Annotated in this window: 28 protein-coding genes; 27 read left to right on the top strand and 1 reads right to left on the bottom strand. The window is 63.5% G+C overall.

Features of this window, described 5'->3' with window-relative positions; translation table 11 throughout:
• Positions 1–14 precede the first annotated feature (14 nt).
• The 16 genes from fliF (at position 15) to O3298_RS15930 (ending at position 13,279) form a co-directional block, all read left to right on the top strand.
• On the top strand, positions 15–1,745 hold the full coding sequence (gene fliF / locus O3298_RS15855; RefSeq protein WP_305059960.1) for a flagellar basal-body MS-ring/collar protein FliF: 1,731 nt from the start codon (positions 15–17) through the stop codon (positions 1,743–1,745).
• Complete coding sequence (locus O3298_RS15860) at positions 1,723–2,763, top strand: flagellar motor switch protein FliG (protein WP_077403172.1); 1,041 nt, start codon at positions 1,723–1,725, stop codon at positions 2,761–2,763. The genes fliF and O3298_RS15860 overlap by 23 nt, the downstream gene beginning before the upstream one ends.
• Complete coding sequence (gene fliH / locus O3298_RS15865) at positions 2,760–3,449, top strand: flagellar assembly protein FliH (RefSeq protein WP_034787861.1); 690 nt, start codon at positions 2,760–2,762, stop codon at positions 3,447–3,449. Before O3298_RS15860 ends, fliH begins: the two co-directional genes overlap by 4 nt.
• A complete protein-coding gene (gene fliI, locus O3298_RS15870; protein WP_077403166.1) occupies positions 3,446–4,756 on the top strand; it encodes a flagellar protein export ATPase FliI in 1,311 nt (436 codons plus the stop codon). Before fliH ends, fliI begins: the two co-directional genes overlap by 4 nt.
• 8 nt (positions 4,757–4,764) lie before the next feature.
• Positions 4,765–5,202 carry a flagellar export protein FliJ gene (locus O3298_RS15875; protein WP_077403163.1) on the top strand — a complete coding sequence of 146 codons (438 nt, stop codon included), beginning with the start codon at positions 4,765–4,767 and terminating at the stop codon, positions 5,200–5,202.
• Between the two features lie 89 nt (positions 5,203–5,291).
• On the top strand, positions 5,292–6,701 hold the full coding sequence (fliD, locus tag O3298_RS15880) for a flagellar filament capping protein FliD (protein WP_289915603.1): 1,410 nt from the start codon (positions 5,292–5,294) through the stop codon (positions 6,699–6,701).
• A 50-nt stretch (positions 6,702–6,751) separates the two neighbouring features.
• Positions 6,752–7,141, top strand: a complete 390-nt coding sequence (gene fliS / locus O3298_RS15885) for a flagellar export chaperone FliS (RefSeq protein ID WP_070219791.1) — start codon at positions 6,752–6,754, stop codon at positions 7,139–7,141.
• Positions 7,142–7,172: 31 nt separating this feature from the next.
• Positions 7,173–7,451: a hypothetical protein gene (locus O3298_RS15890; protein ID WP_289915605.1), complete on the top strand. Its 279-nt coding sequence runs from the start codon at positions 7,173–7,175 to the stop codon at positions 7,449–7,451.
• On the top strand, positions 7,448–8,587 hold the full coding sequence (locus tag O3298_RS15895; protein ID WP_305059961.1) for a flagellar hook-length control protein FliK: 1,140 nt from the start codon (positions 7,448–7,450) through the stop codon (positions 8,585–8,587). The genes O3298_RS15890 and O3298_RS15895 overlap by 4 nt, the downstream gene beginning before the upstream one ends.
• A 5-nt stretch (positions 8,588–8,592) precedes the next feature.
• A complete protein-coding gene (locus tag O3298_RS15900) occupies positions 8,593–9,060 on the top strand; it encodes a flagellar basal body-associated FliL family protein (RefSeq protein WP_251349230.1) in 468 nt (155 codons plus the stop codon).
• A gap of 33 nt (positions 9,061–9,093) precedes the next feature.
• Positions 9,094–9,837: a FliA/WhiG family RNA polymerase sigma factor gene (locus tag O3298_RS15905; protein WP_077403148.1), complete on the top strand. Its 744-nt coding sequence runs from the start codon at positions 9,094–9,096 to the stop codon at positions 9,835–9,837.
• A gap of 56 nt (positions 9,838–9,893) precedes the next feature.
• Positions 9,894–10,808, top strand: coding sequence for a flagellar motor stator protein MotA (motA, locus tag O3298_RS15910; RefSeq protein WP_034757817.1), 915 nt, complete (start codon positions 9,894–9,896; stop codon positions 10,806–10,808).
• A complete protein-coding gene (locus tag O3298_RS15915; RefSeq protein ID WP_099664387.1) occupies positions 10,735–11,796 on the top strand; it encodes a flagellar motor protein MotB in 1,062 nt (353 codons plus the stop codon). The genes motA and O3298_RS15915 overlap by 74 nt, the downstream gene beginning before the upstream one ends.
• A gap of 16 nt (positions 11,797–11,812) precedes the next feature.
• On the top strand, positions 11,813–12,103 hold the full coding sequence (gene flgM, locus O3298_RS15920; RefSeq protein WP_034757812.1) for a flagellar biosynthesis anti-sigma factor FlgM: 291 nt from the start codon (positions 11,813–11,815) through the stop codon (positions 12,101–12,103).
• The gene (gene flgN, locus O3298_RS15925; RefSeq protein WP_077403142.1) at positions 12,100–12,540 is read left to right on the top strand and encodes a flagellar export chaperone FlgN; all 441 of its coding nucleotides are present in this window, start codon (positions 12,100–12,102) and stop codon (positions 12,538–12,540) included. Before flgM ends, flgN begins: the two co-directional genes overlap by 4 nt.
• Entirely contained in the window at positions 12,527–13,279 is a 753-nt protein-coding gene (locus O3298_RS15930) for a glycoside hydrolase family 73 protein (RefSeq protein ID WP_305059962.1), read from the top strand. Before flgN ends, O3298_RS15930 begins: the two co-directional genes overlap by 14 nt.
• 5 nt (positions 13,280–13,284) lie before the next feature.
• Here the strand turns inward: O3298_RS15930 and flgA are convergent, their stop codons facing one another.
• A complete protein-coding gene (gene flgA, locus O3298_RS15935) occupies positions 13,285–13,932 on the bottom strand; it encodes a flagellar basal body P-ring formation chaperone FlgA (protein WP_099664389.1) in 648 nt (215 codons plus the stop codon).
• Positions 13,933–14,186: 254 nt separating this feature from the next.
• Between flgA and flgB the strand changes: the two genes are divergently transcribed.
• From flgB to flgL, 11 genes are all read left to right on the top strand, one after another.
• Positions 14,187–14,549 (top strand): flagellar basal body rod protein FlgB, encoded by a 363-nt coding sequence (gene flgB, locus O3298_RS15940; RefSeq protein WP_034758109.1) that lies wholly within the window; start codon positions 14,187–14,189, stop codon positions 14,547–14,549.
• 8 nt (positions 14,550–14,557) lie between these two features.
• Positions 14,558–14,974, top strand: a complete 417-nt coding sequence (flgC, locus tag O3298_RS15945; protein ID WP_034757795.1) for a flagellar basal body rod protein FlgC — start codon at positions 14,558–14,560, stop codon at positions 14,972–14,974.
• Between the two features lie 3 nt (positions 14,975–14,977).
• Complete coding sequence (locus O3298_RS15950; RefSeq protein WP_099664390.1) at positions 14,978–15,631, top strand: flagellar hook capping FlgD N-terminal domain-containing protein; 654 nt, start codon at positions 14,978–14,980, stop codon at positions 15,629–15,631.
• A gap of 58 nt (positions 15,632–15,689) precedes the next feature.
• A complete protein-coding gene (locus tag O3298_RS15955; protein WP_305059963.1) occupies positions 15,690–16,868 on the top strand; it encodes a flagellar hook protein FlgE in 1,179 nt (392 codons plus the stop codon).
• A gap of 26 nt (positions 16,869–16,894) precedes the next feature.
• The gene (locus tag O3298_RS15960) at positions 16,895–17,623 is read left to right on the top strand and encodes a flagellar basal body rod protein FlgF (protein WP_305059964.1); all 729 of its coding nucleotides are present in this window, start codon (positions 16,895–16,897) and stop codon (positions 17,621–17,623) included.
• 32 nt (positions 17,624–17,655) lie between these two features.
• Entirely contained in the window at positions 17,656–18,444 is a 789-nt protein-coding gene (flgG, locus tag O3298_RS15965) for a flagellar basal-body rod protein FlgG (protein ID WP_171985002.1), read from the top strand.
• An 11-nt stretch (positions 18,445–18,455) separates the two neighbouring features.
• Entirely contained in the window at positions 18,456–19,118 is a 663-nt protein-coding gene (gene flgH / locus O3298_RS15970) for a flagellar basal body L-ring protein FlgH (protein WP_180278556.1), read from the top strand.
• A 9-nt stretch (positions 19,119–19,127) separates the two neighbouring features.
• Positions 19,128–20,240, top strand: a complete 1,113-nt coding sequence (locus tag O3298_RS15975; RefSeq protein WP_070219890.1) for a flagellar basal body P-ring protein FlgI — start codon at positions 19,128–19,130, stop codon at positions 20,238–20,240.
• Positions 20,237–20,629, top strand: a complete 393-nt coding sequence (locus O3298_RS15980; protein ID WP_369811596.1) for a flagellar biosynthesis protein FlgJ — start codon at positions 20,237–20,239, stop codon at positions 20,627–20,629. Before O3298_RS15975 ends, O3298_RS15980 begins: the two co-directional genes overlap by 4 nt.
• Before the next feature lie 81 nt (positions 20,630–20,710).
• Complete coding sequence (flgK, locus tag O3298_RS15985; RefSeq protein WP_305059966.1) at positions 20,711–22,072, top strand: flagellar hook-associated protein FlgK; 1,362 nt, start codon at positions 20,711–20,713, stop codon at positions 22,070–22,072.
• Between the two features lie 10 nt (positions 22,073–22,082).
• Positions 22,083–22,994 (top strand): flagellar hook-associated protein FlgL, encoded by a 912-nt coding sequence (gene flgL / locus O3298_RS15990; RefSeq protein ID WP_099664395.1) that lies wholly within the window; start codon positions 22,083–22,085, stop codon positions 22,992–22,994.

Consider the following 22,994-nt stretch of genomic DNA (forward strand, 5'->3'; position numbering starts at 1 on the left):
AAGTGATTACCCCCATGAAGTCCGCATTTGCGCGCTGGCGCCTTGGTGCCCAGCCCGCCATCCCGCCCGCCCTGCTGAAAAACCTGGTTCCCATCGTCGTGCTGGCCATCGGCATCACCGCCATGGTGACCATGTATGCCTGGCGCGACCAGGCCAACTACAAGCCGGTGTTTGGCGCGCGCGAAAAAGTGGCCGTGACGGACATGATGGCCACGCTGGACGCCGAACACATCCCCTACCGCCTGCATCCGGACAGCGGCCAGGTGCTGGTGCCCGACGCCATGCTGGGCAAGGTGCGCATGCTGCTCGCCTCGAAAGGCGTGACGGCGCAACTGCCGGCCGGCCTGGAACTGATGGACAAGAATGACCCGCTGGGCGTATCGCAATTCGTGCAGGACGTGCGCTTCCGCCGCGGCCTGGAAGGCGAACTGGCGCAAAGCATCATGACGATGGACGCGATCGCTTCGGCGCGCGTCCATCTGTCGATTGCGAAATCGACGTCGTTCGTCGCCAGCGACGGCGACAAATCGTCCGCCTCGATCGTCGTGGCGCTGAAGCCGGGCCGCACCCTGGCACCGGAACAGATCGCCGCCGTCATCAACATGGTGGCCGGCAGCGTCGCCAGCCTGGCGCCCACGCGCGTGAGCCTGGTCGACCAGGGCGGCAACCTGCTGTCCGCGCACGTCGACCTGACGGACGGCTTCGACGCTTCGGCCGCCGGCAATGAAGGCGCGAAACGTTTCCAGGATGAAATCCGCCGCAACGTCACGGGCTTGCTCGGCCCCGTCATCGGCGAAGACAACTTCAAGCTCAGCGTGACGGCCGCCGTGAACAACGACCGCGTGGACGAAACGCTGGAAAAATACGGCGAAGCCCCGAAAGTGACGAGCGAAGCGATGCGCGAAGAGCAGGAACGCAACCGCACCGTGGCCGGCATTCCCGGCAGCCTGTCGAACCGTCCGCCAGCGGCCGCCGTGCCGGCACCGGCCGACGCAGCAGGCGCCGCCCCCGCCGACGGCGCACCGAAACCGTCCGACGACGGCACGGCCCGCAAGAACGCCACCACGCGCCAGTACGCCTACGACCGCAGCATCACGCAGATCAAGCGCAGCCGTGGCCGCCTGGAAAAACTCAGCGTCGCCGTGGTCCTCAACAGCGCCGCCGCACCGAACCCGAAAACGGGCTGGACTCCTGCCGAACTGGGCAATATTGAAAAAATGCTCAACAGCGGCCTGGGCATCAACGCCCAGCGCGGCGACAGCCTGAGCCTGACGGCGCTGGCCTTCCCCGCCAAGCCGCCCGTGGCGCAGTGGTGGGAAGAGCGCGACACCGTCGTCGATTTCAGCAGCTGGCTGCTGTACGCCCTGGGCGCCATCCTCGGCTACTTCCTGATCCTGCGTCCGCTGCTGCGCCTGCTGACCACGCGCCTGGCGCCGCCTGCACTGAAACAGCTCGACCCTGCCCTGGCACTGGGCGGCAGCGCCGCCGCCGGCGCCAACGGCGCGGCCGTTGCCGGCGCGCCAGCCCTGGGCGTGAATGGCACACCGCTGGCGCTCGAAGGCGAAGCCGCCGCCGGCAGCATGCCGGTCGTGCCGTTGCTGGAAAACTATGACTTGCCGCCACCTGGCTCGGCGGTCGACGTGATGGTCGACCACCTGAAAGTGCTGGCTGAAAAAGAACCCGAGCGTGTCGCCGAAGTCGTCAAACAATGGATGCAGAAAAATGGCCGAACTCAACAACAATAATCCCTCCGACGGCGCCGAATACGAAAGCGCCAGCCTGAACCCCGTGGAACAGGCTGCCATCGTGCTGCTGAGCATAGGCGAAGAGCAGGCGGCCAACGTGCTGCGCTGCCTGTCGCGCGAAGAATTGCTGGAAGTCACGCAAGTGATGTCACGCATGAGCGGCATCAAGGTCGAGTCCGTGAAAACGGCGATGCAGACCTTCTTCGACGACTACCGCCAGCAAAGCGGCGTGCACGGCGCCTCGCGCAGCTACCTGAAGCGTTCGCTGGACATGGCGCTGGGCAGCGATATCGCAAATAGCGTGCTGAACAACATTTACGGCGATGCGATCCGCCCCAAGATGGCGCGCCTGCAGTGGGCTTCGCCAAAATGGCTGGCCGAATACATCGTCAATGAACACGTGCAGATGCAAGCCGTATTCCTGGCCTTCCTGCCGCCGGCGCTGGCCGGCCAGATCCTCGACGCCCTGCCCGTCGAAGGCCGCGACCTGGTGTTGCTGAACCTGGCGCGCCTGGACGAGATCGACCGCGACCTGCTGGTCGAGCTCGACGAACTGGTGGGCCGCTGCCTGGGCACGCTCGACACGCAAAGCACCAGCGTGGAAGGCATCCGCCAGGCGGCCGAGATTCTCAACCGCATGCCGGGCAACCGCGCCGCGCTGGTCGAACTGCTGCGCGCGCACGACCCGGAAGTGGTGTCGGAAATCGAACTGAGCATGTACGACTTCCTGATCCTGGCCACGCAGAGCGATGTCACGCTCACGCGCATCTTGGAAGACGTGCCGATGGAACAGTGGGCCATCGCCCTCAAGGGCGCGGAGCCGTCGATCCGCGACGCCGTGCTGAAAACCATGCCGCGCCGCCAGGCACAGAGCTTCGAAGACATGATGCGCCGTTCCGGTCCCGTGCCTTTGAGCCGTATCGAACAAACGCGCCAGGAAATCATGGCCACCGTCAAGGGCCTCGCCGATGCGGGCGAGATCGAAGTGCAACTGTTTGCCGAAGCGGTGATCGAATGAAACACTTCCGCTCGTATCGTTTCCCGCCCCTGTCGCAATTCATCGCCGCCGGCCAGCGTGCCTCCAACGAGGACACGGACGGCCAGTGGCAGGCGTCCGTCTCGGAAGGCTTTGAGCAGGGCCAGCGCGACGGCTACGAAGTGGGCCTGGTGCAAGGCCAGCAGGACGGCTACGACACCGGACGCAACGACGGCATGGCGCAGGGCCGAGAAGAAGGCCGCAATGAAACCCTGGTGGCGCTGGACCGCCTGGCGCGCCCCGTCGACGCCATCCTGCGCGACCTGAAAAAAGTGCGCGCCGACTACCGCGAAGCGCAGCGCAAGGAAGTGGTCGACCTGGTGGCCAAGGTGGCGCGCCAGGTGATCCGCGCGGAACTGGCGCTGCAGCCGGTGCAATTGCTGGCCCTGGTCGACGAGACCCTGGCCTCGATGCCGCCCACGCGCGAGGAAATCGACGTCTTCCTCAATCCGGAAGAACTCAAACGCATCAGCGAACTCGATCCGAAGCGCGCCAAGCGCTGGAACCTGATCGCCGACGCGCGCCTCGACGCGGGCGAATGCCGCATCAAGGCGGGCGACAATGAAGTCGACGCGGGCTGCCATCAGCGCCTGTCGGCCTGCATGGAACAAGTCAGCAGCCACCTGGCGCTGGCCGCCGAACACGCAGACCAGGGCGCGCCTGCATGATCGCCGACACGCTGCGCAGTTTCGAGATCGGCGATATCCCGGTCGCGACACCCACCGGCCGCCTGGTCGGCGCTTCCGGCCTGCTGCTGGAAAGCGCCGGCTGCCGCCTGCACACGGGCCAGCGTTGTCAAATTGAAACTGTGAGCGGCGAGTGGCTCGATGCGCAAGTCGTGGGTTTTCGCGAAAAACTGTCCTACCTGATGCCGTTCAAGAAGGCCACGGGCCTGACCACCGGCGCCAGGGTTCTGCCCTTGCCCGACAAGGCCAGCCTGCAGATCGGCCCGTCGTGGCTGGGCCGCATGGTCAATGGCCTGGGCGAGCCGATCGACGACCTGGGCCGCCTCGGCGGCGAACACATCCTGGAAGTCACGCCGCCAAAAATCAATCCCCTGAAGAAACAACCGGTGGTCGAACCGCTGGACGTGGGCGTGCGGGCCATCAACAGCATGCTAACCCTGGGCAAGGGCCAGCGCGTGGGCCTGATGGCCGGTTCCGGCGTGGGCAAGAGCGTGCTGCTGGGCCTGATCACGCGCCAGACGGTGGCCGATGTCGTCGTCGTCGGCCTGATCGGCGAACGGGGCCGCGAAGTGCGCGAATTCGTCGAAAAGTCGCTCGGCGCCGAGGGCTTGAAAAAAGCCGTGCTGGTGATCGCCCCGGCCGATGAATCGCCGTTGATGCGCATCATGGCCACCGAACTGTGCCATTCGATCGCCGCCCACTACCGCGACCAGGGCAAGCACGTGCTGCTGCTGGTCGACTCGCTGACGCGCTATGCGATGGCCTTGCGCGAAGTGGCGCTGGCCTTGGGCGAGCCGCCGGCCACGCGCGGCTACCCGCCGTCCGTGTTTTCGAACTTGCCGCAACTGGTGGAAAGCGCCGGCAATGGCGCCCACCCGGAAGGCAGCATGAGCGCCATCTACACGGTGCTGGCCGAGGGCGACGACCAGCAAGATCCCGTGGTCGACACGGCGCGCGCGATTCTCGACGGCCACATCGTGCTCACGCGCGAACTGGCCGAGCGGGGCCACTACCCCGCCATCGACATCGCCGCCTCGATCAGCCGCTGCATGGCGCAGGTGATCACGCCCACCCACATGCAGGCGGCGCGCGCGCTGAAAGCGTCGATGGCGCGCCATGCGCGCGTGCGCGACCTGATCCCGCTGGGCGCCTACGTGCCCGGCGCCGACCCGATCACCGACCGCGCCGTCCAGCTGCACGCGCCCATCGAAGCCTTCCTGTGCCAGGGCACCAAGGAAGAGGCGCCGATGGGGCCGTGCATCGAACAACTTGAACAGATCATGGCCTAGGAGCATACGTGAGCGACGCGCATACCATCCGCAACCTGACCACTCTGGTCGGCCTGCGCAGCACCGAAGTGGAACGCCTGCAAGGCGAAATGGCGGCGCAGACGGCCGTGCGCGAGCGCTACCAGAAAAACCTGGAGCGCCTGACGGGCCTGTACACGGATAGCGGCCCCAGCGGCGCCCTGCCCCTGGCCCTGTCCGTCAATTGCGGCAACTTCAAGCAAGCCGTCATGCAGATGGCCGACCAGCACCGTACCGACCTGCATTTGCACGAAGCCAACATGGCCGTTTCGCAACGTGCACTCAATACGGCCTGGGCCAAGCGCGAAGTGCTGGACCAGGTCCTCACGCAGAAACAAAAATACGTTGCAAATGAGCAACAACGTGTCGATGCCAAACGGCAAGACGAGCTGGCGACGCAATTCTGGTTCCGCGGGCAGGTAAAATGAGGTTTGTGTAAGTTTCTTTCAGGAAAACTTCACAAAACGGGAATGGGGGTCGCCTTGTACCGGTATATCCCTTTATTCAGGAGTCTGGCATGGCAAGCGTAATTACTGCACCGCAATACGATCCGATCCCAACGGCCGAAAAACTGGCCACCAAGGCTGTCGCCGCGCAAAAGGCCGCCCTGCAGGCGCAAAACACGCTGGCCAGCAATACCAGCACGGCGCTGGGCAACCTGAAGTCGGCCATCTCGGCCTTCCAGAGCGCCATGTCGTCCATGACCAGCAGCAAGTCGGTGCTGAGCCAGTCCGCCACCTTTCCGGCCGCCGGTTACGGTACGGCCACGGCCGGCATCAATGCGACGCCGGGCACCTATTCCTTTTTTGTTGAAAAACTGGCCACGGCCAGCCAGATGTCGTATGGCGGCTTGAGCAGCGTCAATACCGCCGATGGCACGGGTACGCTGAAAGTGAAAATCGGCGATGGCGTGGGCGACAACACGCTCGACATCGACCTGGCCGCCGCCGACAAGGATGGCAACGGCACACTGACACCGCAGGAAATCGCTGCCGCCATCAACGGCAACAGCAAGAACAATTCGCGCGTCACCGCTTCCATCGTAACCATCAATAACCAGGCGCAACTGGTACTGACGTCGAATGCGACGGGCATTGCCAACGCAGCCACGCTCGACGCCAGCGCTGTCGACAATATCGCGCTGAAAGGCGCGCTGATCGCTCCGGCCAACATCAAGGAAGTCGTCAAGGCTGACGACGCCACCGTCTGGCTGGGCGGCAAACCTGGCGGCACGGCCATCACGCAGGCATCGAATACATTCACCAACGTGCAGGATGTGAAAATCACGTTCACGCGCGCCATGACTGCCGCCGAAGCGCCCGTCACGCTGACCGTCGCCACGGACAACTCCGGCACCGCCGCCAACGTGCAGGCGTTCGTCGATGCCTACAACAAGCTGAAAACCCTGATGGATGGCCTGGCCAGCCCCGGCAATCCGGAAAAGAACATCGCCGCGGGCATCTTCGCCCATGATTCCGGCCTGAATGCCCTGCGCAGCAGCATGGGCAATGCCCTGCGCCTGAACGTCAATGGCGTCTCGCTCGTGTCCTACGGCATTACGGCCCAGCGCGACGGTACCATCAGCCTCAACGCCGCCAAGCTGACGGCCAAGCTGGCAGACAACCCGACGGGCCTGGACAAGCTTTTTGGCAACAACAGCCTGTCCGCCCCGGCCGGCGTGCTCGGCAGCCTGGACAAGGTACTGGGCCAATGGAGCAATGTCACCAAGGGCCAGATCACGCAGCGCCAGGCCGCCACGGACAAGCTGCAGAAAAGCCTGGTCAAGAGCGGCGAGCGCCTCACGGCCCAATATGACACGGCATACAAACGTTTCCTCGATCAATTTTCACGCCTGCAAGTAATGCAGGAGCAAATGAGCAAGACGTCCGATATGTTCGATGCCATGTTTAGCAACAATAAATCCTAAGGCGGATGCGCCTGCCGCGCCGCCACAGTTAACATAGCGAGAATACAATCATGTTAAACAATGAAGCTTACGGCAACTACCACGCCGTCAACCTGGATGCCCAGACCGCCCGCGCCACACCGGTCGAGCTGGTACTGGTGCTGACGGACGGCCTGCTGGAAGAACTGGCGCGCGCGCGCGGGCATATCGTGGGCAAGCGCTACGAACAAAAGGCCATCAGCCTGGATAAATGCACGCAGATCATCAACGGTCTGTCGAGCTCGCTCGATTTCGACAATGGCGGCGAAGTGGTCGTCAACCTGGCGCGCCTGTACGACTATTGCGTGGCGCGCCTGTACACGGCCGGCATCAAGCTCGACCCGACCCTGATCGACGAAGTGACGACCTTGATGACCACCATCAAGCGCGGCTGGGTGGGCGTCCAGGCCAACAATGCCTAGGCGCGCCGCGCTGCAGCAGCTGAGCCGGCAATTGAGCGCGGCCATCGCGCAGCCGGACTGGGAGGCGATGGCAAAACTCTCGGCCAGCCTGGCGAAAAACATCCCGCTGCTGGCCGAACGGGGCGCATGGAATGCGCTGGAACAAACAGAATTGTTGCAATTGCGCAAAATTCACGCGCAAGCGGTTAAAATTTGCTCTGAGGAAAAAGAACGCCTGGGATTACACCTGGGTGCATTACAGGCAAATAAGGAAGGTTGGGTCGCCTACGCCGCGCTCGGCGAATACGACTCGGACGGGAATCAAGCATGATCATGAACTTCAACACGGCGCCGGCCGCTCCGGCACCGGCAGCCTCCGCTGCATCCGCACCGGCGCCAGCGCCGGCACAGGCCGCTGCCTTGCCCGGCACGCCGGGCTATGGCAGCAGCGGGACGGCGCCCTCCGCCCTGCCCCTGTTTGCGCAGGTGCTCGATGTGACCGCCGTGGAAACGGCCGATGCCGGCACGCCCGCGCCTGCACCCGCCAAGGACGGCGACAGCGACACCCAGGCCGACGGCAGCCTGCCGGCCATGGCCGCCCCCGTCATCGGCTTGCCGGTGACGATGCTGCCGCCAACGGACGCGGCCGCAGCCGAGGCGCGCGCCGCAGCCCAGGCACAAACACCGGTGCAGGCGAATGCGGCGCAAGCCAACCCGGCACTCAACATCAGCCTGCATCCCGCTGCCGTCACCCTCTCCGCGCCGGCAATGGCGCCAGCGCCAGGGCGCGACACGCGCGAACCGCTGGCCGCCGCCAACCCGGCGAGCGCCGCCAAGGGCAGCGCGCCGGCACAGTCGTTCGAAGCGCTGCTGCAACAGGGCGCTCCCGTGACGGCCGCCGCCGCCCCTGCCGCGCGCGAGGGCGAACGCGGCGCCGCGACACCGGCCCCCGCCACGCCCAACCTGGGCTTGACGGGCGCAGTTGGCAATACGGCCACGACGGCTCCGTCCGGCGATACCATCAAGCTCAGCGGCCCTGCCCAGCAATGGCAGGAACCGCTGCGCGAAGCGCTGGGCGAACGCCTGCAGACGCAGATCGGCCGCAACAGCGAACACGCGACGATCCGCCTCGACCCGCCCATGCTGGGCCGCATTGAAATTTCCATCCGCCACACGGCTGGCGCGCTGCAGGTGAACGTCACGGCGTCGAACTCGGAAGTGTTGCGCCAGCTGCAAGGCATCGGCGAAAACATGCGCAGCGACCTGGCGCAGCGCCAGTACACCGAGGTGGCCGTGAATATCAGCGCCACCCCGCGCAGCCCCGCCGCCCAGGCATTTGCCGAAGGCGATGCGCGCGGCCAGCGTCAACCGGGCCGCCAGAACGACGACGCGGAACCGGGACGCGCCCTGTCCGACGGCAGCCCTGCCGGTACCACTTACGCCATGCATGAGCGAGAGACTGCCTGATGAATATGAAAATGAAACTGATAGGCGGCTTTGTCGCCGTGGCCGTGCTGGCCGCCGGCGCCGCTGGCGGCGCCATGTGGTACCTGGCCAAGCCGGTTGCCGGCCATGCCGAGGTGGCCGAAGCCAAGACCCCGCCGCCGGCCACGGGCAAGAAGGCGCGCAAGTTCCTCACGCTGGACAAGGTCATCGTGATGCTGCGCCGCGGCCCCGGCGAAGGCGAAACGCATTACCTGTCGGCCGACCTGGTGATCGCCACCACCGAGGAAAAGGAAAAGCTGACCAAGGACCACTTGCCGCTGATGCGTTCGATCGCCGTCAGCACCCTGTCGAGTTTCCCGATGGACAAGGCACAGACGATGACGGTGGAGCAATTTGCCGAACAGATCAACAAGGCCTTCAATGTCAGCTATGAACGCGAACAGATGGAAAAACCGTTCACCGAAGTCATGGTCGGCAAGCTGATCATTGAATAAGCCAACACGCCAGCCGACCTAGTGGGAGATCCCTTGGCCTATGTAGAGCAATACCAGGAAGCGTATGGCGCCGGCGAATATGCCGCCGCCAGCGCTTGCGCGGCAGTGCTCAGTGTTGCCGAAGAACAACAACATCTGGTGGCGTACTCCCCTTTGGTGAAACGCATCGTGCGCCAGCTCAATTCGCAGGTGTCGGGCGCCATCGACCGCGACGACATGGAACAGATCGGCCTGATGGGCTTGCTCGAAGCCTTGCGCCGCTACGGCGTGCCGGACCAGTCGTTCGGCAGCTATGCCAGCCTGCGCATCCGCGGCGCCATCCTCGATGAGCTGCGGCGCCAGGACTGGCGTCCGCGCGCCGTGCGCCAGGAAAGCCACCGCCTGCGCGACAGCGTGCGCGCCCTGACCCGGCGCCTGGGGCGCGAGCCGCTGGAAGCGGAAATCATGGCGGCCCTGAAGCTGACGCCGGAAGCCTTCCAGGAGTACCAGCTGGCGGAAAATGCCGAGCTGATCGCCAGTTTTGATGAAGTGCTGCAGGAAAGCCTGGGGCAAGCCGACAGCGCACCGAGCCCGGAAGAGCAATTGATGGTGCGGCGCAGCCTGGAACAGGCGCTGCGCACGCTGGACGAACGGGAACAGCGCGTGATCCAGATGTATTACGAATTCGAACTGAGCTATAAAGAAATTGCCGCCGTGCTAGACCTGAGCGACGCCCGCGTCTGCCAGTTGAACAAGACGGCGCTGGGCAAGATGAAAACCATGCTGCAAGACGCATAAGTTTCAGCACTATCCATCAAATTGACGCAGCACAATGACGCAGAAAGGCAGTTGACATGGTAATTATCGGTATCTTAATCGTGATGGGGTGTGTATTCGGAGGCTTCGCCCTGATGGGCGGCACCGTCCACGCGATCTGGCAACCGGTCGAGTTGATCATCATCATCGGCGCCGCCGTCGGCGCCCTGGTGCTGGGCAACCCCAAGCATGTACTCGGTGAAATGCTGCACCAGATGCGCAAGATCGTCACGCACAAGAAGCAAGGCTCGGAATTCCAGCGCCAGTTGCTGCTGCTGATGTATGAACTGCTGCAAACGGCCGCCGGCGGCCTGAAGGCGCTCGATGCCCACGTCGAGGCGCCGCGCGAAAGCGCCCTGTTCCAGCGCTATCCGCTGGTGCTGGAAGAGCCGAAGCTGCTCGCCTTCATCGTCGACAACTTCCGTTTGATGGCGATGGGCAAGATCAACGCGCATGAGCTGGAAGGCGTGCTGGAGCAGGAACTGGAAGCCATCCACGACGAATTGCTGCAACCGTCGAAATCCTTGCACAAGATCGCCGAAGCCATGCCCGGTTTCGGTATCCTGGCCGCCGTTCTGGGCATCGTGATGGCCATGAATTCCGTGGCCGACGGCGCCGATGCGGCGGAAATCTCGGAAAAAGTGGGCGCCGCCATGGTCGGTACCTTCATCGGCATCTTCTTCTGCTACGGCGTGCTCGATCCGATGTGCAACATGATGAAACAGCTGGTGGGCGAGGAAGGCTCGACCATGGAATGCGTGAAGGTCGTGCTGGTCACGCACGTGGCGGGCAAACCGCCCCTGCTGGCCATCGATGCGGGCCGCCGCCTGGTGCAGTTGAACATCAAGCCTAGCTTCGCCCAGCTGGAAAGCTGGATCAATGCGCTGGAAGATGGCGGCGCCGAACAAGAGCAAGGCCAAGGCCGGGGAGGCCGCCGTGCTAAAGCCGCATGAGAAACATGAACAGGCCATCATCAAGCGTGCCGGTCGCAAGCACGACGACGATGGCCATGGCGGCGCCTGGAAAGTAGCGTTCGCCGACTTTTGCCTGGCCCTGCTGTCGCTCTTCCTCGTGCTGTGGCTGATGGCCGCGCGCGAGCAGCAGGCGATGAAGGAAATCATGATGGATGCGTCGGCAGGCAGCCGCCAGGGCGAAGGCCAGGGCGTCATGCCGGAACAGAAAGGCGGTCCGCGTGGCAGCCTGATCGAGCGTTTCCCCATGCCCCGCAAGGGCACGGGCGACACGCGCACGGAAGGCAAGCAGATGCAGGACGGCAAGGCTGGCGCCGCGCCGCAAAACCAGACTAAGGTCAGCTACCAGTCGCCGGAAGACCTGCTGAGCCTGTCGCGCGCGCTCGATAAGCTCAGCGATGAAGCGGGATTGAAGAGCAATTTGCAATCCGTGATCACGCCGTACGGCTTGCGCGTCATGCTGCACGACACGGACAAGCAAGGCATGTTCGTGCGCGGCAGCGCCGTGCCGACCGACCGTTTCCGCAAGCTGCTGCGCCAGATGGGCCCCGTGTTTGCGCAAATGGATAACCAGATGCTGATCGTCGGCCACACCGATTCGATGCAATACGCCAATACCGGCTATGAAGGTTTTTCGAACTGGACCCTGTCGGCCAACCGCGCCATGTCGGCGCGCGCGCAATTGTTGATCGGCAGCATGAGTCCGGACAGCGTGCTGCAAGTGGTCGGCATGGCCGACCGCGCGCCGCTGGACGTAAAAAACGCCAGCGCCGGCATCAACCGCCGCATCGAACTGTTAATATTGACGCGTGGCCAGGCTGACAGCATCGCCGCCATGTTCGGCATGGCCGGACAAAAGCCGCAGGGCGAAGAATTGCAAGTGGGCGAACCGGACTCGGGCACCTTGCAGCGCCTGCGCGAGAAACTGGGCTTGCCCGCAAAGAAGGAGCGGGATGAGCATGCAAATTAAGGGCAAGGGACAACGTATGAAAATCTCCTCCGGCAATACCGGAGCTGCCGTACGCAGCAGCGCCGTCGCGCCGGCCGAGGCGATCGCCGAGAACGCGGGCGCCGCCGGCGCCATGGGCGGCTCGTCGGCCGGGGCGGAACTGCAATCGGCCGTGCTGCAACCGGCCATGGCCGCCCTGCGCGCCATGCCTGAAATCGACCATGAGCGCGTGGCCATGCTGCGCGATGCGCTGGCCAAGGGCGAATTGCCGTTCGATCCGTCGAAACTGGCAGGCTTGATCCAGCGTTTCCACGGCGGCGAATCGTGACCGCGCCGCGCAAGGGCATCACGCGCCAGGAAGCCATGCGCCGCGTGCTGCAAGGCATGAAAGACGACAGCATCGGCTATGCCGCCCTGCAAACCGTGCTGGAAGAGCAATTCCAGGCGACCTTGCACCATCAGAGCGCGCAATTGACGGCACTGGCCGACCAGGTCATCGCCGCCGTCGAGCCCCTCGATGCGCGCCGCCGCCAGCGGGTCAGCCTCGTCACTGCCCTGCTGGGCCCGCAAGGCGATATGCCGCAATTGTTTGCGTTGTTGCAAGATGACGCGCGCGCCACCGCCGAGCGCGACTGGGCTGCGCTCGAGCAGATGGTGCTCGAATGCAAGCGCCTGAATGCCCGCAACAGCGATTTATTAACAGAGCAGTACAGCATCATGCAGCGCGTGCTGCATGGCGAGGAAGATACGTATGCGCCAGGCTGATTTTTCACAGATGCGCGCCATGGCTGCCACGCCGTCGACGATGGCGACGAATGCCGTGCAAAGCAATATGCACGCAACCCCTGCCACGGCCGCCGCCGGCAGTTTCAGCAGCGTGTTCCGGCAAGTACAGGGCGAAGTGGCCCGCTTCATCGAACAGGGCGGCGGCAACGCCACCAGCCTAAACCCGCAAGGCCGCGCCTACCTGGAGCAGAGCCAGCCCGTCAATGTGCTGGGCAGCATCAACCAGGGCGGCGAGATCGGCGAAACGCAGCAGCAATTCCTCGCCTCGATCAAGCCATGGACGCAGGAAACGGGCGCGCGCCTGGGCGTGGCGCCGGAAATCGTCGCCGCCCACGCGGCGCTGGAATCGGGCTGGGGCCAGCGTCCGCTGCGCCAGGGCACGGGCGCGGACACGAATAATCTGTTCGGCATCAAGGCCGGCGGCAAATGGCAGGGCGACGTGGCCAGCAATGTCACCACCGAATACGAGGCGGGCAGCGGCACGGCCCTGAAGAAAACGGAACGTTTCCGCAGTTATCCGGACCAGGCCAGCGCCTTCCGCGACTATGCGCAAGTATTGCTCGACAATCCCCGCTACCGCGCCGCCCTGAACACGGGTAGCGACGCGGGCGCTTTCGCGCAAGGCCTGGCGCGCGGCGGCTATGCCACCGACCCCAACTACGCCGCCAAGCTGACCCAGTTGGCGACGCGTTTGCAGCGCACGGCCGCCGCCGAGTAGTTTCCTTAACGGCCGGGAAGTTCGGCCGGTTCCACCACGCCCGCATCGACCACCCTGGCACGTATCACCGTGCCGCTGGTGGCGTTGCGCACGCGAATCACCTCGCCCAGCGCGCCCGGATCCAGCGCTTCGCCGGCCATGCTCACCTCCACCTGCTCCTTGCGGGCCACGATATTCACCGCACTGCCCCGCTTGATCAACACGGGCGACGCCAGTTGCCCTTGCCGCAACACTTCGCCGGCACGCAAGCTGCGCCGGCTCGACAGGCCAACGGCGCCGGGCAAGGAGGAAATACTGTCCGGCACCATCGTCACATCGCGCCGCGCCAGGGTCACGTCGCCCGCCTGCAACGGCGTATTCGCCGTCACGGGGGCGCTCGTCACCGCGACCTGGGCCGTGATGCTGCCGCGCGCCAGCATTTCATAGCGCCAACCGTTGCTTCCAGGACACACTGCCACGAAGCGCATGCGCTGCGCCGAACGGCTGTCCGCCGTTTCCAGCGCGACGGGCGCCGCGCACGCCGGCACGGGGCGCGTGCTTTTGACCACGGCCACTTGAAACTGCGGTTCCAGCAGTCCCGCCGAGGCTGCTTGCTGCACCAATTGCTCGCGCGCCAATTGTTCCACACGCGAAAATATATTGTCGGCTGGCAATTCTGCGCATCCTGCACTACTATATAGGCTGGTCAGTAAAAAGAGGCCCGGAAGCAGTATGTGACGACATTGCGCCTTGTTCCACATCACGGAATAGTTCTCAAAGTAAATCATTGCTAACCTTAATCAAAGATACTGAAGCGGCATGACCTTACCATGCGTCAACATGACCAGGCTGGGATTTTACCTCTGCACCACCTATTTTCTGGCCCGAACCGCAAAAAGCACGATCGAATTCAACACAAAGGATGACCATGGGGATTAATTTCAAGGATGCGCTGGGCGTGCACGCCGATGCACTCGCGCTGCGTGCCGACCGTACACGCGTACTGGCCGCCAACATCGCCAATGAAAACACGCCCGGCTTCCAGGCCATGGACATGGATTTCGGCAGCGCCCTGCAGCAGTTGCAGGACAACGAGGCGGGCCTGCTGTCGACCGATGACGATGCCAGCGCCCTGTACCGCGTCCCCTACCACCCTAGCCGCGACGGCAACACCGTCGAAATCGGCGTCGAGCAGGCGGCGTTCTCGCAGAATGCCACCGACTTCCAGACCAGCCTCACTTTCGTCAACATGAAACTGAAGGGTCTGTCCAAGGCCATTTCCGGACAATAAGGATCAGCATGAGCTTCCAGGACATTTCCAAGATCGCCGGTTCGGCGATGGCGGCGCAAACCGTGCGCCTCAATACCATCGCCAGCAACCTGGCCAATGCCGATTCCGTTGCCGGTTCCGAAGGCGAAACCTACCGCGCGCGCAAGCCCGTGTTTGCGGCCGTGATGGACGGCCCGGGCGCCAGCGGCGCCGGTGGAAGAGTACAGGTACTCGACGTGGTGCAAAGCGATGAGCCGCTGCGCAAGGTCTATGAACCGGGCCACCCGATGGCCAATGCCGATGGCATGGTGTTCTATCCCAACGTCAATCAGGTTGCCGAGATGACCGACATGATGTCGGCGTCGCGCGCGTTTGAAACAAATGTCGAAGTTCTGGGCCGCATCAAGTCGATGCAGCAATCGCTCCTCAAATTAGGTGAAGCATAATCCATGGAAACCAACCTCTTTACAAATAACACCAGCGGCAGCAATAGCAACAGCAATGCCGTCAAGTCGCAAAGCAATGCCACCCAGGATATGTTCACCAAGTTGCTGGTCGCGCAGATCAAGAACCAGGATCCCCTCGCGCCGACCGATCCGAGCCAGTTCGTCAATCAATTGACGCAGCAGGCGCAGACGGAAGCGATGCAAAACCTGTCGGCGCTGACCAGCGCCAATGCCAGCGTGTTGCAATCGATGCAAGTGCTGGCCCTGGGCGCGCAAGTGGGCTCGGAAGTCATGGTCAACACCGAAACGGTCCAGCTCGACAAGAGCAAGGTCAGCGGCACCATCGCGCTGGCCGCCAGCACCACCAAGACCACCGTGACCCTGAAAGGGCTGGACGACAAGGAATACAAGATCGAACTGGGCGCCAAGGCGCCCGGCACGGTGCCGTTCACCATCGATCCCGTGGCCTTGGGCTTGCCTGCCGGCACCTACAGCATGACGGTCAGTACCAGCGGCGCCGAAAAACCAACGGTCGACATTGCAGGCAAGCTCAACAGCGTGCGCCTGTCGTCCAGCGGCAGCATGATTTTGAGCGTGTCGAACCTGGGCGAAGTCAACCCTGGCGCGATCACCGGCTTTAACGGCAAGACGGCCTGATCCGCTCGCCCCTTCGTTTCCTGCACACTAATCTCGTCCTTCACTAAAGGAAGTCAACATGAGTTTCGACATCGCCCTGTCCGGTATCCAGTCCATCAACCAACAGTTGAACAGCACCAGTAACAATATCGCCAATGCCGGCACCTACGGTTTCAAGAGCAGCCGCGCCAACTTTTCGGCCATGTACGCCGGTTCGCGCGCCACGGGCACGGAAGTGGGCTCGATCACGCAAAGCATGTCGCTCAATGGCGGCGTGCTGAACACGGGCCGCGCGCTCGACGCAGCCATCGATGGCCGCGGCTACTTCGTCACGCGCGATGCGCAAAACACCATGACCTACAGCCGCGTCGGCATCTTTTCGGCCAGCAATGAGGGCAAGCTGATCGACTCGAACGGCCGCCTGGTGCAGGGTTATGCCGCCGTCAAGGGCAGCACCACCCTGGGCACCATGGGCGACATGAACATTCCGACGGGCCAGATTCCTGCCGTGGCATCGACCAAGCTGGCATATGCCGCCAACATGTCGTCCGAATGGACCATCAAGACCCCGGCTTTCGACAAGACCAATGAATTGAGCTACAACAGCGCCAAGTCCTCGATCGTCTACGATTCGCTGGGCGCCAAGCACTCGGTGGGCCAGTACTTCGTCAAGACGGCAACGGGCGTGGACGTGCACTACACCCTCGACAACGCCGATCTGGGGACGGTGACGAGCATGACCTTCAATACCTCCGGCAAGCTGAACCTGACCGCGCCGGTCAACCTGGCGCTGGGCACGCCGACAGGCGCCGCGCCGCTGTCGATCGCCATCGACTACACGGGCACCACCCAGTTCGCCGGCGAAGCGACCACCTCGACCGACCGCGCCGACGGCTATGCCTCGGGCACCTACACGGGCGTGGAACTGGCCGATGACGGCTCCGTCGTGGCGAAATACACGAACGGCCAGAAGCAAAGCATCGGCGTGATCGCCCTGGCCACCTTCCCCGACGAAGGCGCATTGACGGCCGTCAACGATACCAGCTGGGTCGCCTCGACCACGTCCGGCACCGCCATCTATGACCGTCCGGGCGCCGGCATGGCCGGCAAACTGGTGACAAACTCGCTGGAACAGTCGAACGTCGACATCACCTCCGAACTGGTGGGCCTGATGACGTCGCAGCGTAACTACCAGGCGAACTCGAAGGTCATCTCGACCGAGAACGCCATGCTGCAATCGCTGATGCAAGCGCTGTAATCCACGATACGCAAAGGTAAAGAGCAATGGATGCGCTGATTTATACCGCCATGAGCGGGGCCGACCGTGCCCTGCGGGCACAGCAGGTACACGCCAACAACCTGGCCAACATCGAGACGGGCGGCTTTCGCGCCAACCTGGAAGTGTCCACTGCCCAGCCGTTGCAAAACGGCTATGGCTACGACGACCGCCACATGACGCAGACACAGTCGAGCGCCGTCGGCACGCGCACGGGCGCCATCAAGGAAACGGGACGCGAACTCGACGTGGCCGTCACGGGCCCCGGCTTTCTTGCGGTGCAGTGGCAAAACGGCGAAGCCTACACGCGCGCCGGCGCCATGGACCTCGATGAAACGGGCGCGCTGACCATCAATGGCCGGCCCGTGCTGGGCGAAGGCGGCCCGATCACAATTCCCGAGCACACCAGCCTGTCGATCGGCAGCGATGGCACGATTTCCATCCAGGTGCCGGGCACCGCGCAAATGCAGACGGTCGACAAGCTCAAGCTGGTCAACGCCGAAGCGGGCGAGCTAACCAAGAACGAGGCGGGCCTGATCGTGGCGCGCAGCGGCGAAAACTTGCAGGCCGATCCGGCGGTACGCATCCGCGACCGCCATCTGGAAGGCAGCAACGTCTCGGCCGTCGAGGAAATGGTCGCCACCATGAGCCTGAACCGCAGTTTCGAGATGCAGATGAAAGTATTCAAGGCCAGCGATTCCATGACGGAATCGGGCAACCGCCTGCTGGGCGCTTGAGCCCCACGCCAATCTATTACTAGGAGCAACACATGAATCCAGCAATGTGGATCAGCAAGACCGGCGTGCAGGCACAAGATGCCAAACTGCAAGCCATCGCGAATAACCTGGCCAACGTCAACACCGTCGGTTTCAAGCGCGACCGCGTCGTCTTCGAAGACCTGTTTTACCAGGTTGAGCAGCAGCCGGGCACGCAGCGCGCCGACAACACCCTCTCGCCTTCGGGCGTACAGCTGGGTAACGGCACGCACATGGTCGGCACGCAAAAGGTGTTTACCACCGGCAGCCTGCAAACGACGAGCCGCGAATTCGACGTCGCCATCACCGGCAACGGCTTCCTGCAGGTGCTGCGCCCGAACGGCGAAGCGGCCTACACGCGCGCCGGCCAGCTGGGCATCAATGAAAACGGCGTGATGGTCAACGCCCAGGGCTTGCCCCTGGTGCCGCAGATCACCGTGCCGAACAACGCCACGGCCATCACCATCGGCGAAAACGGCATGGTCACGGCCACCGTGCCGGGCAATGTCAACGGCACCCAGCTGGGCCAGCTGAACCTCTCCAGCTTCGTCAACCCGACGGGCCTCCTGGCACTCGGTGAAAACCTGTTCCAGGAAACGGCATCGAGCGGCACGCCGACGGAAGGCCGTCCCGGCGAAGGCGCCCTGGGCAAGCTGAAGCAGTTCGCGCTGGAAGGTTCGAACGTGCAGGTGGTCGAGGAGATGGTCGACATGATCGCTGCCCAGCGCACCTATGAAATGAACACCAAGGTGCTGTCGGCCGCCGACAATATGCTGCAATACCTGGCGCAAGCGGCACGCTGATGACAGTCGCCATGAAAGCCACGGCAGCCATGCTGCTGGTATTGATGGCCGGCTGCGCCAGCCAGCCGGCCGCGCCGGTGGCACCGAGCTTTTCCGATACGCCGCTGCCCGTGGCGCCGCGCAGCGCTGCGCGCGGCGGCGTGGCCGGCGGCGTGTTCAATCCCGACGCAAGCCTGGACCTGATCTCGGACAGCCGCGCCTTCCGCGTCGGCGACGTCGTCACGGTGGCGCTGCAGGAAACCACGCAGGCCAGCAAGAAGGCGGGCACCTCGTTCAACAAGGGCTCGTCCGTCGGCGTGAAGGCGGCCAATATCCTCGGCAAGACCCTGCCCAAGACGGGCGTCGACCTGTCGGCCGACCGCAACTTCGCCGGCGACTCGACCAGCACGCAGCAAAATGCGCTGTCCGGCGCCATCACCGTGATCGTGCAGGAAGTCCTGCCGAACGGCTTGCTGCGCGTACAGGGCGAAAAAACCCTGACCCTGAACCAGGGCGAGGAATTCGTGCGCCTGCGCGGCTACCTGCGCGCGGCCGACATCGATTCCAGCAACCAGGTCTCGTCCTTGCGCATTGCCAATGCACAGATCGCCTATTCCGGCCAGGGCACCCTGGCCGAAGCCAATACACCAGGCTGGCTGACGCGCTTCTTCGTCGGCCCATGGATGCCGTTTTAAGGTGACCTCATGAAATTTCGTTCCGCCCTGCCCCTGGCAGCCATGCTGGCCGCGCTCTCCGGCTTTGCCCTGCCCGCCAGCGCTGCGCAAGTGCTGCGCAACTTGGTCAGTATCGAGGGCGTGCGCGACAACCCGCTGGTCGGCTACGGCCTCGTCGTGGGCCTGAACGGCAGCGGCGACACCACCCAGGTGAAGTTCTCCAGCCAGTCCGTGGTCAACATGCTCAAGCAGTTCGGCGTGAAGATGCCGGATGGCGCCGAAGCGAAAAGCAAGAACGTCGCCACCGTCATGGTCAGCGCCGTGTTTCCACCAGGGTACCGTCGTGGCCAGGCCATCGACGTCACCGTGTCTTCCCTGGGCGATGCGAAAAGCTTGCGCGGCGGCACCCTGCTGCTGACGCAATTGCGCGCAGCCGACAATGAAACGTATGCGCTGGCGCAAGGCAACGTCGTCGTCGGCGGCCTGAACGCCACCGGCAAGAGCGGCTCGTCCGTCACCGTCAATACGCCCACCTCGGGCCGCATTCCCAACGGCGCCAACATCGAGCGCGAGATCCTCAGCGATTTCTCGACCAAGCCGACCGTCACCCTGAACTTGCGCCACCCGCATTTCGAGACGGCCATCAATATCGTCGAAGCCGTCAACCGCCGCTTTGGCGCCGTCGCCACCACGCGCGACGCCACCAGCGTGGAAGTGCTGGCGCCGGAAAACCCGACCCAGCGCGTAGCCTTCATGGCCAAGCTGGAAGCCTTGAGCGTCGACGTCGGCGTCGATACGCCGAAAGTGGTCTTCAATTCGCGCACGGGCACCGTCGTCATCGCCGAAGGCTTGCGCGTGAAGGCGGCCGCCGTCACGCACGGCTCGCTCAAGGTCGTCATTTCCGAAAGCTCGGCCGTCAGCCAGCCGGCGCCGTTCGGCCGCGGCCAGACCACCGTCACGCCGCAATCGAAGGTGTCCGTCGACCAGGGCAACGGCAATATGTTCAAATGGCCGGCCGGCGCCAAGCTGCAATCGATCATCGACGTGGTCAACAGCCTGGGTGCGTCGCCCGATGACATCATGGCAATTTTACAAGCCCTCGACCAGGCTGGCGCCATCGAAGGCGAACTGGTGGTCATATGATCAATATCAACGACAGCAGCAGCGCCCTGCCCTCGGCGCTCGACGACCGCTCCCCTGCCGCTGCCACGCCGGCCGACCCGCGCTATGCGGCCAAGGCCACCGAGGCGGCCGTCAAGTTCGAAGCGTTCTTCATCTCGCACATGCTGCGCCAGATGCGTTCGGGCACGCGCGAGATGGCGGGCGAGGACAGCGTCTTCAAGGACCCCATCAACAGCGACATGCTGGAAATGGCCGACAACCTGGTGGCCGACAAGATGGCCGGCCAGCGCGCCTTCGGCATCGCCGACGCCATCCTGCGCCAGCTGCTGCCGGCGGCCGGCGCCCCCGTGGCCGCCAAAAGCACTGTCAATACCGACAATATTGCGGCACCGCTTAATAAATCCGTCTGAAGCGTCGCCTGTACAAGGTAACAACGATTCAATGCTTGCCCACCCGCACGCGCCACACTCTTCACGAAAGAAACTTGCCCAATGAGCATCATCAGCAATGCATTGTCAGGCAGCATCGCCGCCCAGGCCGCACTCAATGCGGCCAGCCAGAACATCGCCAACCTGCAAACGGCGGGCTACACGCGCCAGGGTGTGTTGCTGTCATCGCTGGGCGCCACCGCCGGCGTACGCTCGGCCGGCAATGGCGTGGAAGTGTCCGCCTTGCTGCGCTTTGCCGATGCCTATAAAAGCCAGCAAATGTGGCGCGCCGCGTCCGACCAGGGCGCCCGTTCGCAGACCCAGCCTTACCTGACCCAGCTCGAGCGCGTGATGGGCGACGACGCTTCCAGCATCAGCAACGGCATCGACGGCTTTTTCGCCGCCCTCAACGCCTCGGCCGTCGACCCGACGTCGACGCCGCTGCGCCAGCAGATCATCACCTCCGCCGACTCCATGGCGCAGCGCTTCAACAGCATCAGCACCGTGATGGGCAACCAGTTGCTGTCGTTGCAACAGCAACGCGCAGCGATCGTGCCGCAAGCCAATACCACCCTGGCCAATATCGCCGCGCTGAACCAGCGCATCAGCACCGCCACGGCCTCGGGCACGAACGTGTCCTCGCTGATGGATGCGCGCGACCAGCTGATCGACGGCCTGGCCTCGCAAATGGGCATCGACGTCCTCGACCAGCCGGACGGCTCGCGCAATATCGCGCTGAAGTCGGGCCAGCCGCTGGTCATCGGCAGCCTGGCCGGCACCTTGACCAGCAGCATGACGAACACGGGCGACCAGGTCCTGAGCCTCGATTTCGCCAAGTCCTCGTACAACCTCGATCTGGTCGCCATCGGCGGCCAGATGGGTGGCCTGGGCGAATTCGAGAAAAATACCCTGAAACCGCTGCAGCAATCGCTGCAAGACATGGCCACCCAGCTGACCAGCAAGGTCAACGCGCAACTGGCCCTGGGCAAGACCATGGCTGGCACATCCGGCGGTCCCCTGCTGGCCTACGCGAATGGCAAGCTGAGCATTACCCCCGGCTTCAACGCCAAGGACCTGGCCCTGTCGTTGACAGGCGCGGCCGGCGACAGCGGCAATTTGCAGGAATTGATCAATATCAAGAATCAACCGATCAACGTCAGCTGGGTGGGTTCGGTCCTGATGAGCGATGCGGACACGCAGCTCGTCGGCAAGCTGGCCATCTACAGCCAGCAGAACCAGGCCCTGCTGAAGACTTCCAACACGGTGCGCGCGCAAGCCATCGACGACTGGAAGTCGACCAGCGGCGTGAACAAGGACGAGGAAGCGATGAACCTCGTCGAATTCCAGAATATGTACCAGGCAAACATGAAAGTCATTTCCGTGGCGAATACCTTGTTTGATGCCACTTTGCAAATGATGGGTTAAGGAGAAGATCATGCGTGTCGCCAGCAGCCAGTACCAATCACTGATTAATATTTCTCTTCAGCAAAATCAAGAGCGCATCAATTACCTGACCCAGCAGATGGCTTCGGGCTTGCGCATCCAGCTGCCATCGGACGATCCGATCGGCAACGTGCGCATTTCGCGCCTGACGCGCGAGCAAGCCATGGTCACGCAATACCAGGACAATATCGCCACGGTGAAAGTGCGCCTGCTGAAAAACGAAAACTATCTGACCAGCATGGTCACCGACATGGGCCAGGCGCGCGACCTGCTGGTGTGGGCCGCCGACGGCGGCAATGCGCCGGACGACCTGAATGCGATGACGCAATCGCTGATCGCCATGCGCGACAGCGTGCTGTACACGGCCAACCTGAAGGACCAGGAAGGCCGCTACATGTTTTCCGGCACGGATACCGACAAGCCGGCCATCGCGTTCAATCCCGCTGCAGCCCCCGGTTCGCGCTACACGTACAACGGCAACACCGCCACGCAGACCGTGGTGGTGGGCAATGGCGTGACGCAGGCGGCCAACGTCGACGTGGACAAGCTGGAAGTGTGGCTGAACAAGATCGACCAGGCCATCGATACGCTGGGCAAGCCTGGCGTCAGCCCGAACGACCCGGCCGTACGCAGCGTGGTGGGCGCGGCGCTCGATGGCACCGATGACGGCATGGATTTACTCTCTGGCAAGATCGCCATCTTTGGCGGCGCGCAAAACATCCTGACCACGCTCTCCGGCAACCTGGCCAACGTCTCGTTGTCGAATGACATGGCCTTGTCCGACTTGAAGAAGACCGACATGGGCGCGGCCGCCATCGAGCTGAACGGCTACCAGACGGCCCTGCAGGCAACATACAAGGCGTACGCCAAGGTTGGCACCCTTTCCCTGTTTGATCTTCTCTGA

The organism is Janthinobacterium sp. SUN137 (assembly GCF_030587265.1).
GTDB classification, from domain to species: Bacteria; Pseudomonadota; Gammaproteobacteria; order Burkholderiales; family Burkholderiaceae_D; genus Janthinobacterium; species Janthinobacterium kumbetense.

What these genes read in the sequence shown, in the direction of transcription:
- fliF (WP_305059960.1), top strand. Translation starts at nt 15, where the DNA reads ATGAAGTCCGCATTTGCGCGCTGGCGCCTTGGTGCCCAGCCCGCCATC.
- O3298_RS15860 (WP_077403172.1), top strand. Translation starts at nt 1,723, where the DNA reads ATGGCCGAACTCAACAACAATAATCCCTCCGACGGCGCCGAATACGAA.
- fliH (WP_034787861.1), top strand. Translation starts at nt 2,760, where the DNA reads ATGAAACACTTCCGCTCGTATCGTTTCCCGCCCCTGTCGCAATTCATC.
- fliI (WP_077403166.1), top strand. Translation starts at nt 3,446, where the DNA reads ATGATCGCCGACACGCTGCGCAGTTTCGAGATCGGCGATATCCCGGTC.
- fliD (WP_289915603.1), top strand. Translation starts at nt 5,292, where the DNA reads ATGGCAAGCGTAATTACTGCACCGCAATACGATCCGATCCCAACGGCC.
- fliS (WP_070219791.1), top strand. Translation starts at nt 6,752, where the DNA reads ATGTTAAACAATGAAGCTTACGGCAACTACCACGCCGTCAACCTGGAT.
- O3298_RS15895 (WP_305059961.1), top strand. Translation starts at nt 7,448, where the DNA reads ATGATCATGAACTTCAACACGGCGCCGGCCGCTCCGGCACCGGCAGCC.
- O3298_RS15900 (WP_251349230.1), top strand. Translation starts at nt 8,593, where the DNA reads ATGAAAATGAAACTGATAGGCGGCTTTGTCGCCGTGGCCGTGCTGGCC.
- motA (WP_034757817.1), top strand. Translation starts at nt 9,894, where the DNA reads ATGGTAATTATCGGTATCTTAATCGTGATGGGGTGTGTATTCGGAGGC.
- O3298_RS15915 (WP_099664387.1), top strand. Translation starts at nt 10,735, where the DNA reads ATGCGCTGGAAGATGGCGGCGCCGAACAAGAGCAAGGCCAAGGCCGGG.
- flgM (WP_034757812.1), top strand. Translation starts at nt 11,813, where the DNA reads ATGAAAATCTCCTCCGGCAATACCGGAGCTGCCGTACGCAGCAGCGCC.
- O3298_RS15930 (WP_305059962.1), top strand. Translation starts at nt 12,527, where the DNA reads ATGCGCCAGGCTGATTTTTCACAGATGCGCGCCATGGCTGCCACGCCG.
- flgB (WP_034758109.1), top strand. Translation starts at nt 14,187, where the DNA reads ATGGGGATTAATTTCAAGGATGCGCTGGGCGTGCACGCCGATGCACTC.
- flgC (WP_034757795.1), top strand. Translation starts at nt 14,558, where the DNA reads ATGAGCTTCCAGGACATTTCCAAGATCGCCGGTTCGGCGATGGCGGCG.
- O3298_RS15950 (WP_099664390.1), top strand. Translation starts at nt 14,978, where the DNA reads ATGGAAACCAACCTCTTTACAAATAACACCAGCGGCAGCAATAGCAAC.
- O3298_RS15955 (WP_305059963.1), top strand. Translation starts at nt 15,690, where the DNA reads ATGAGTTTCGACATCGCCCTGTCCGGTATCCAGTCCATCAACCAACAG.
- O3298_RS15960 (WP_305059964.1), top strand. Translation starts at nt 16,895, where the DNA reads ATGGATGCGCTGATTTATACCGCCATGAGCGGGGCCGACCGTGCCCTG.
- flgG (WP_171985002.1), top strand. Translation starts at nt 17,656, where the DNA reads ATGAATCCAGCAATGTGGATCAGCAAGACCGGCGTGCAGGCACAAGAT.
- flgH (WP_180278556.1), top strand. Translation starts at nt 18,456, where the DNA reads ATGAAAGCCACGGCAGCCATGCTGCTGGTATTGATGGCCGGCTGCGCC.
- O3298_RS15975 (WP_070219890.1), top strand. Translation starts at nt 19,128, where the DNA reads ATGAAATTTCGTTCCGCCCTGCCCCTGGCAGCCATGCTGGCCGCGCTC.
- O3298_RS15980 (WP_369811596.1), top strand. Translation starts at nt 20,237, where the DNA reads ATGATCAATATCAACGACAGCAGCAGCGCCCTGCCCTCGGCGCTCGAC.
- flgK (WP_305059966.1), top strand. Translation starts at nt 20,711, where the DNA reads ATGAGCATCATCAGCAATGCATTGTCAGGCAGCATCGCCGCCCAGGCC.
- flgL (WP_099664395.1), top strand. Translation starts at nt 22,083, where the DNA reads ATGCGTGTCGCCAGCAGCCAGTACCAATCACTGATTAATATTTCTCTT.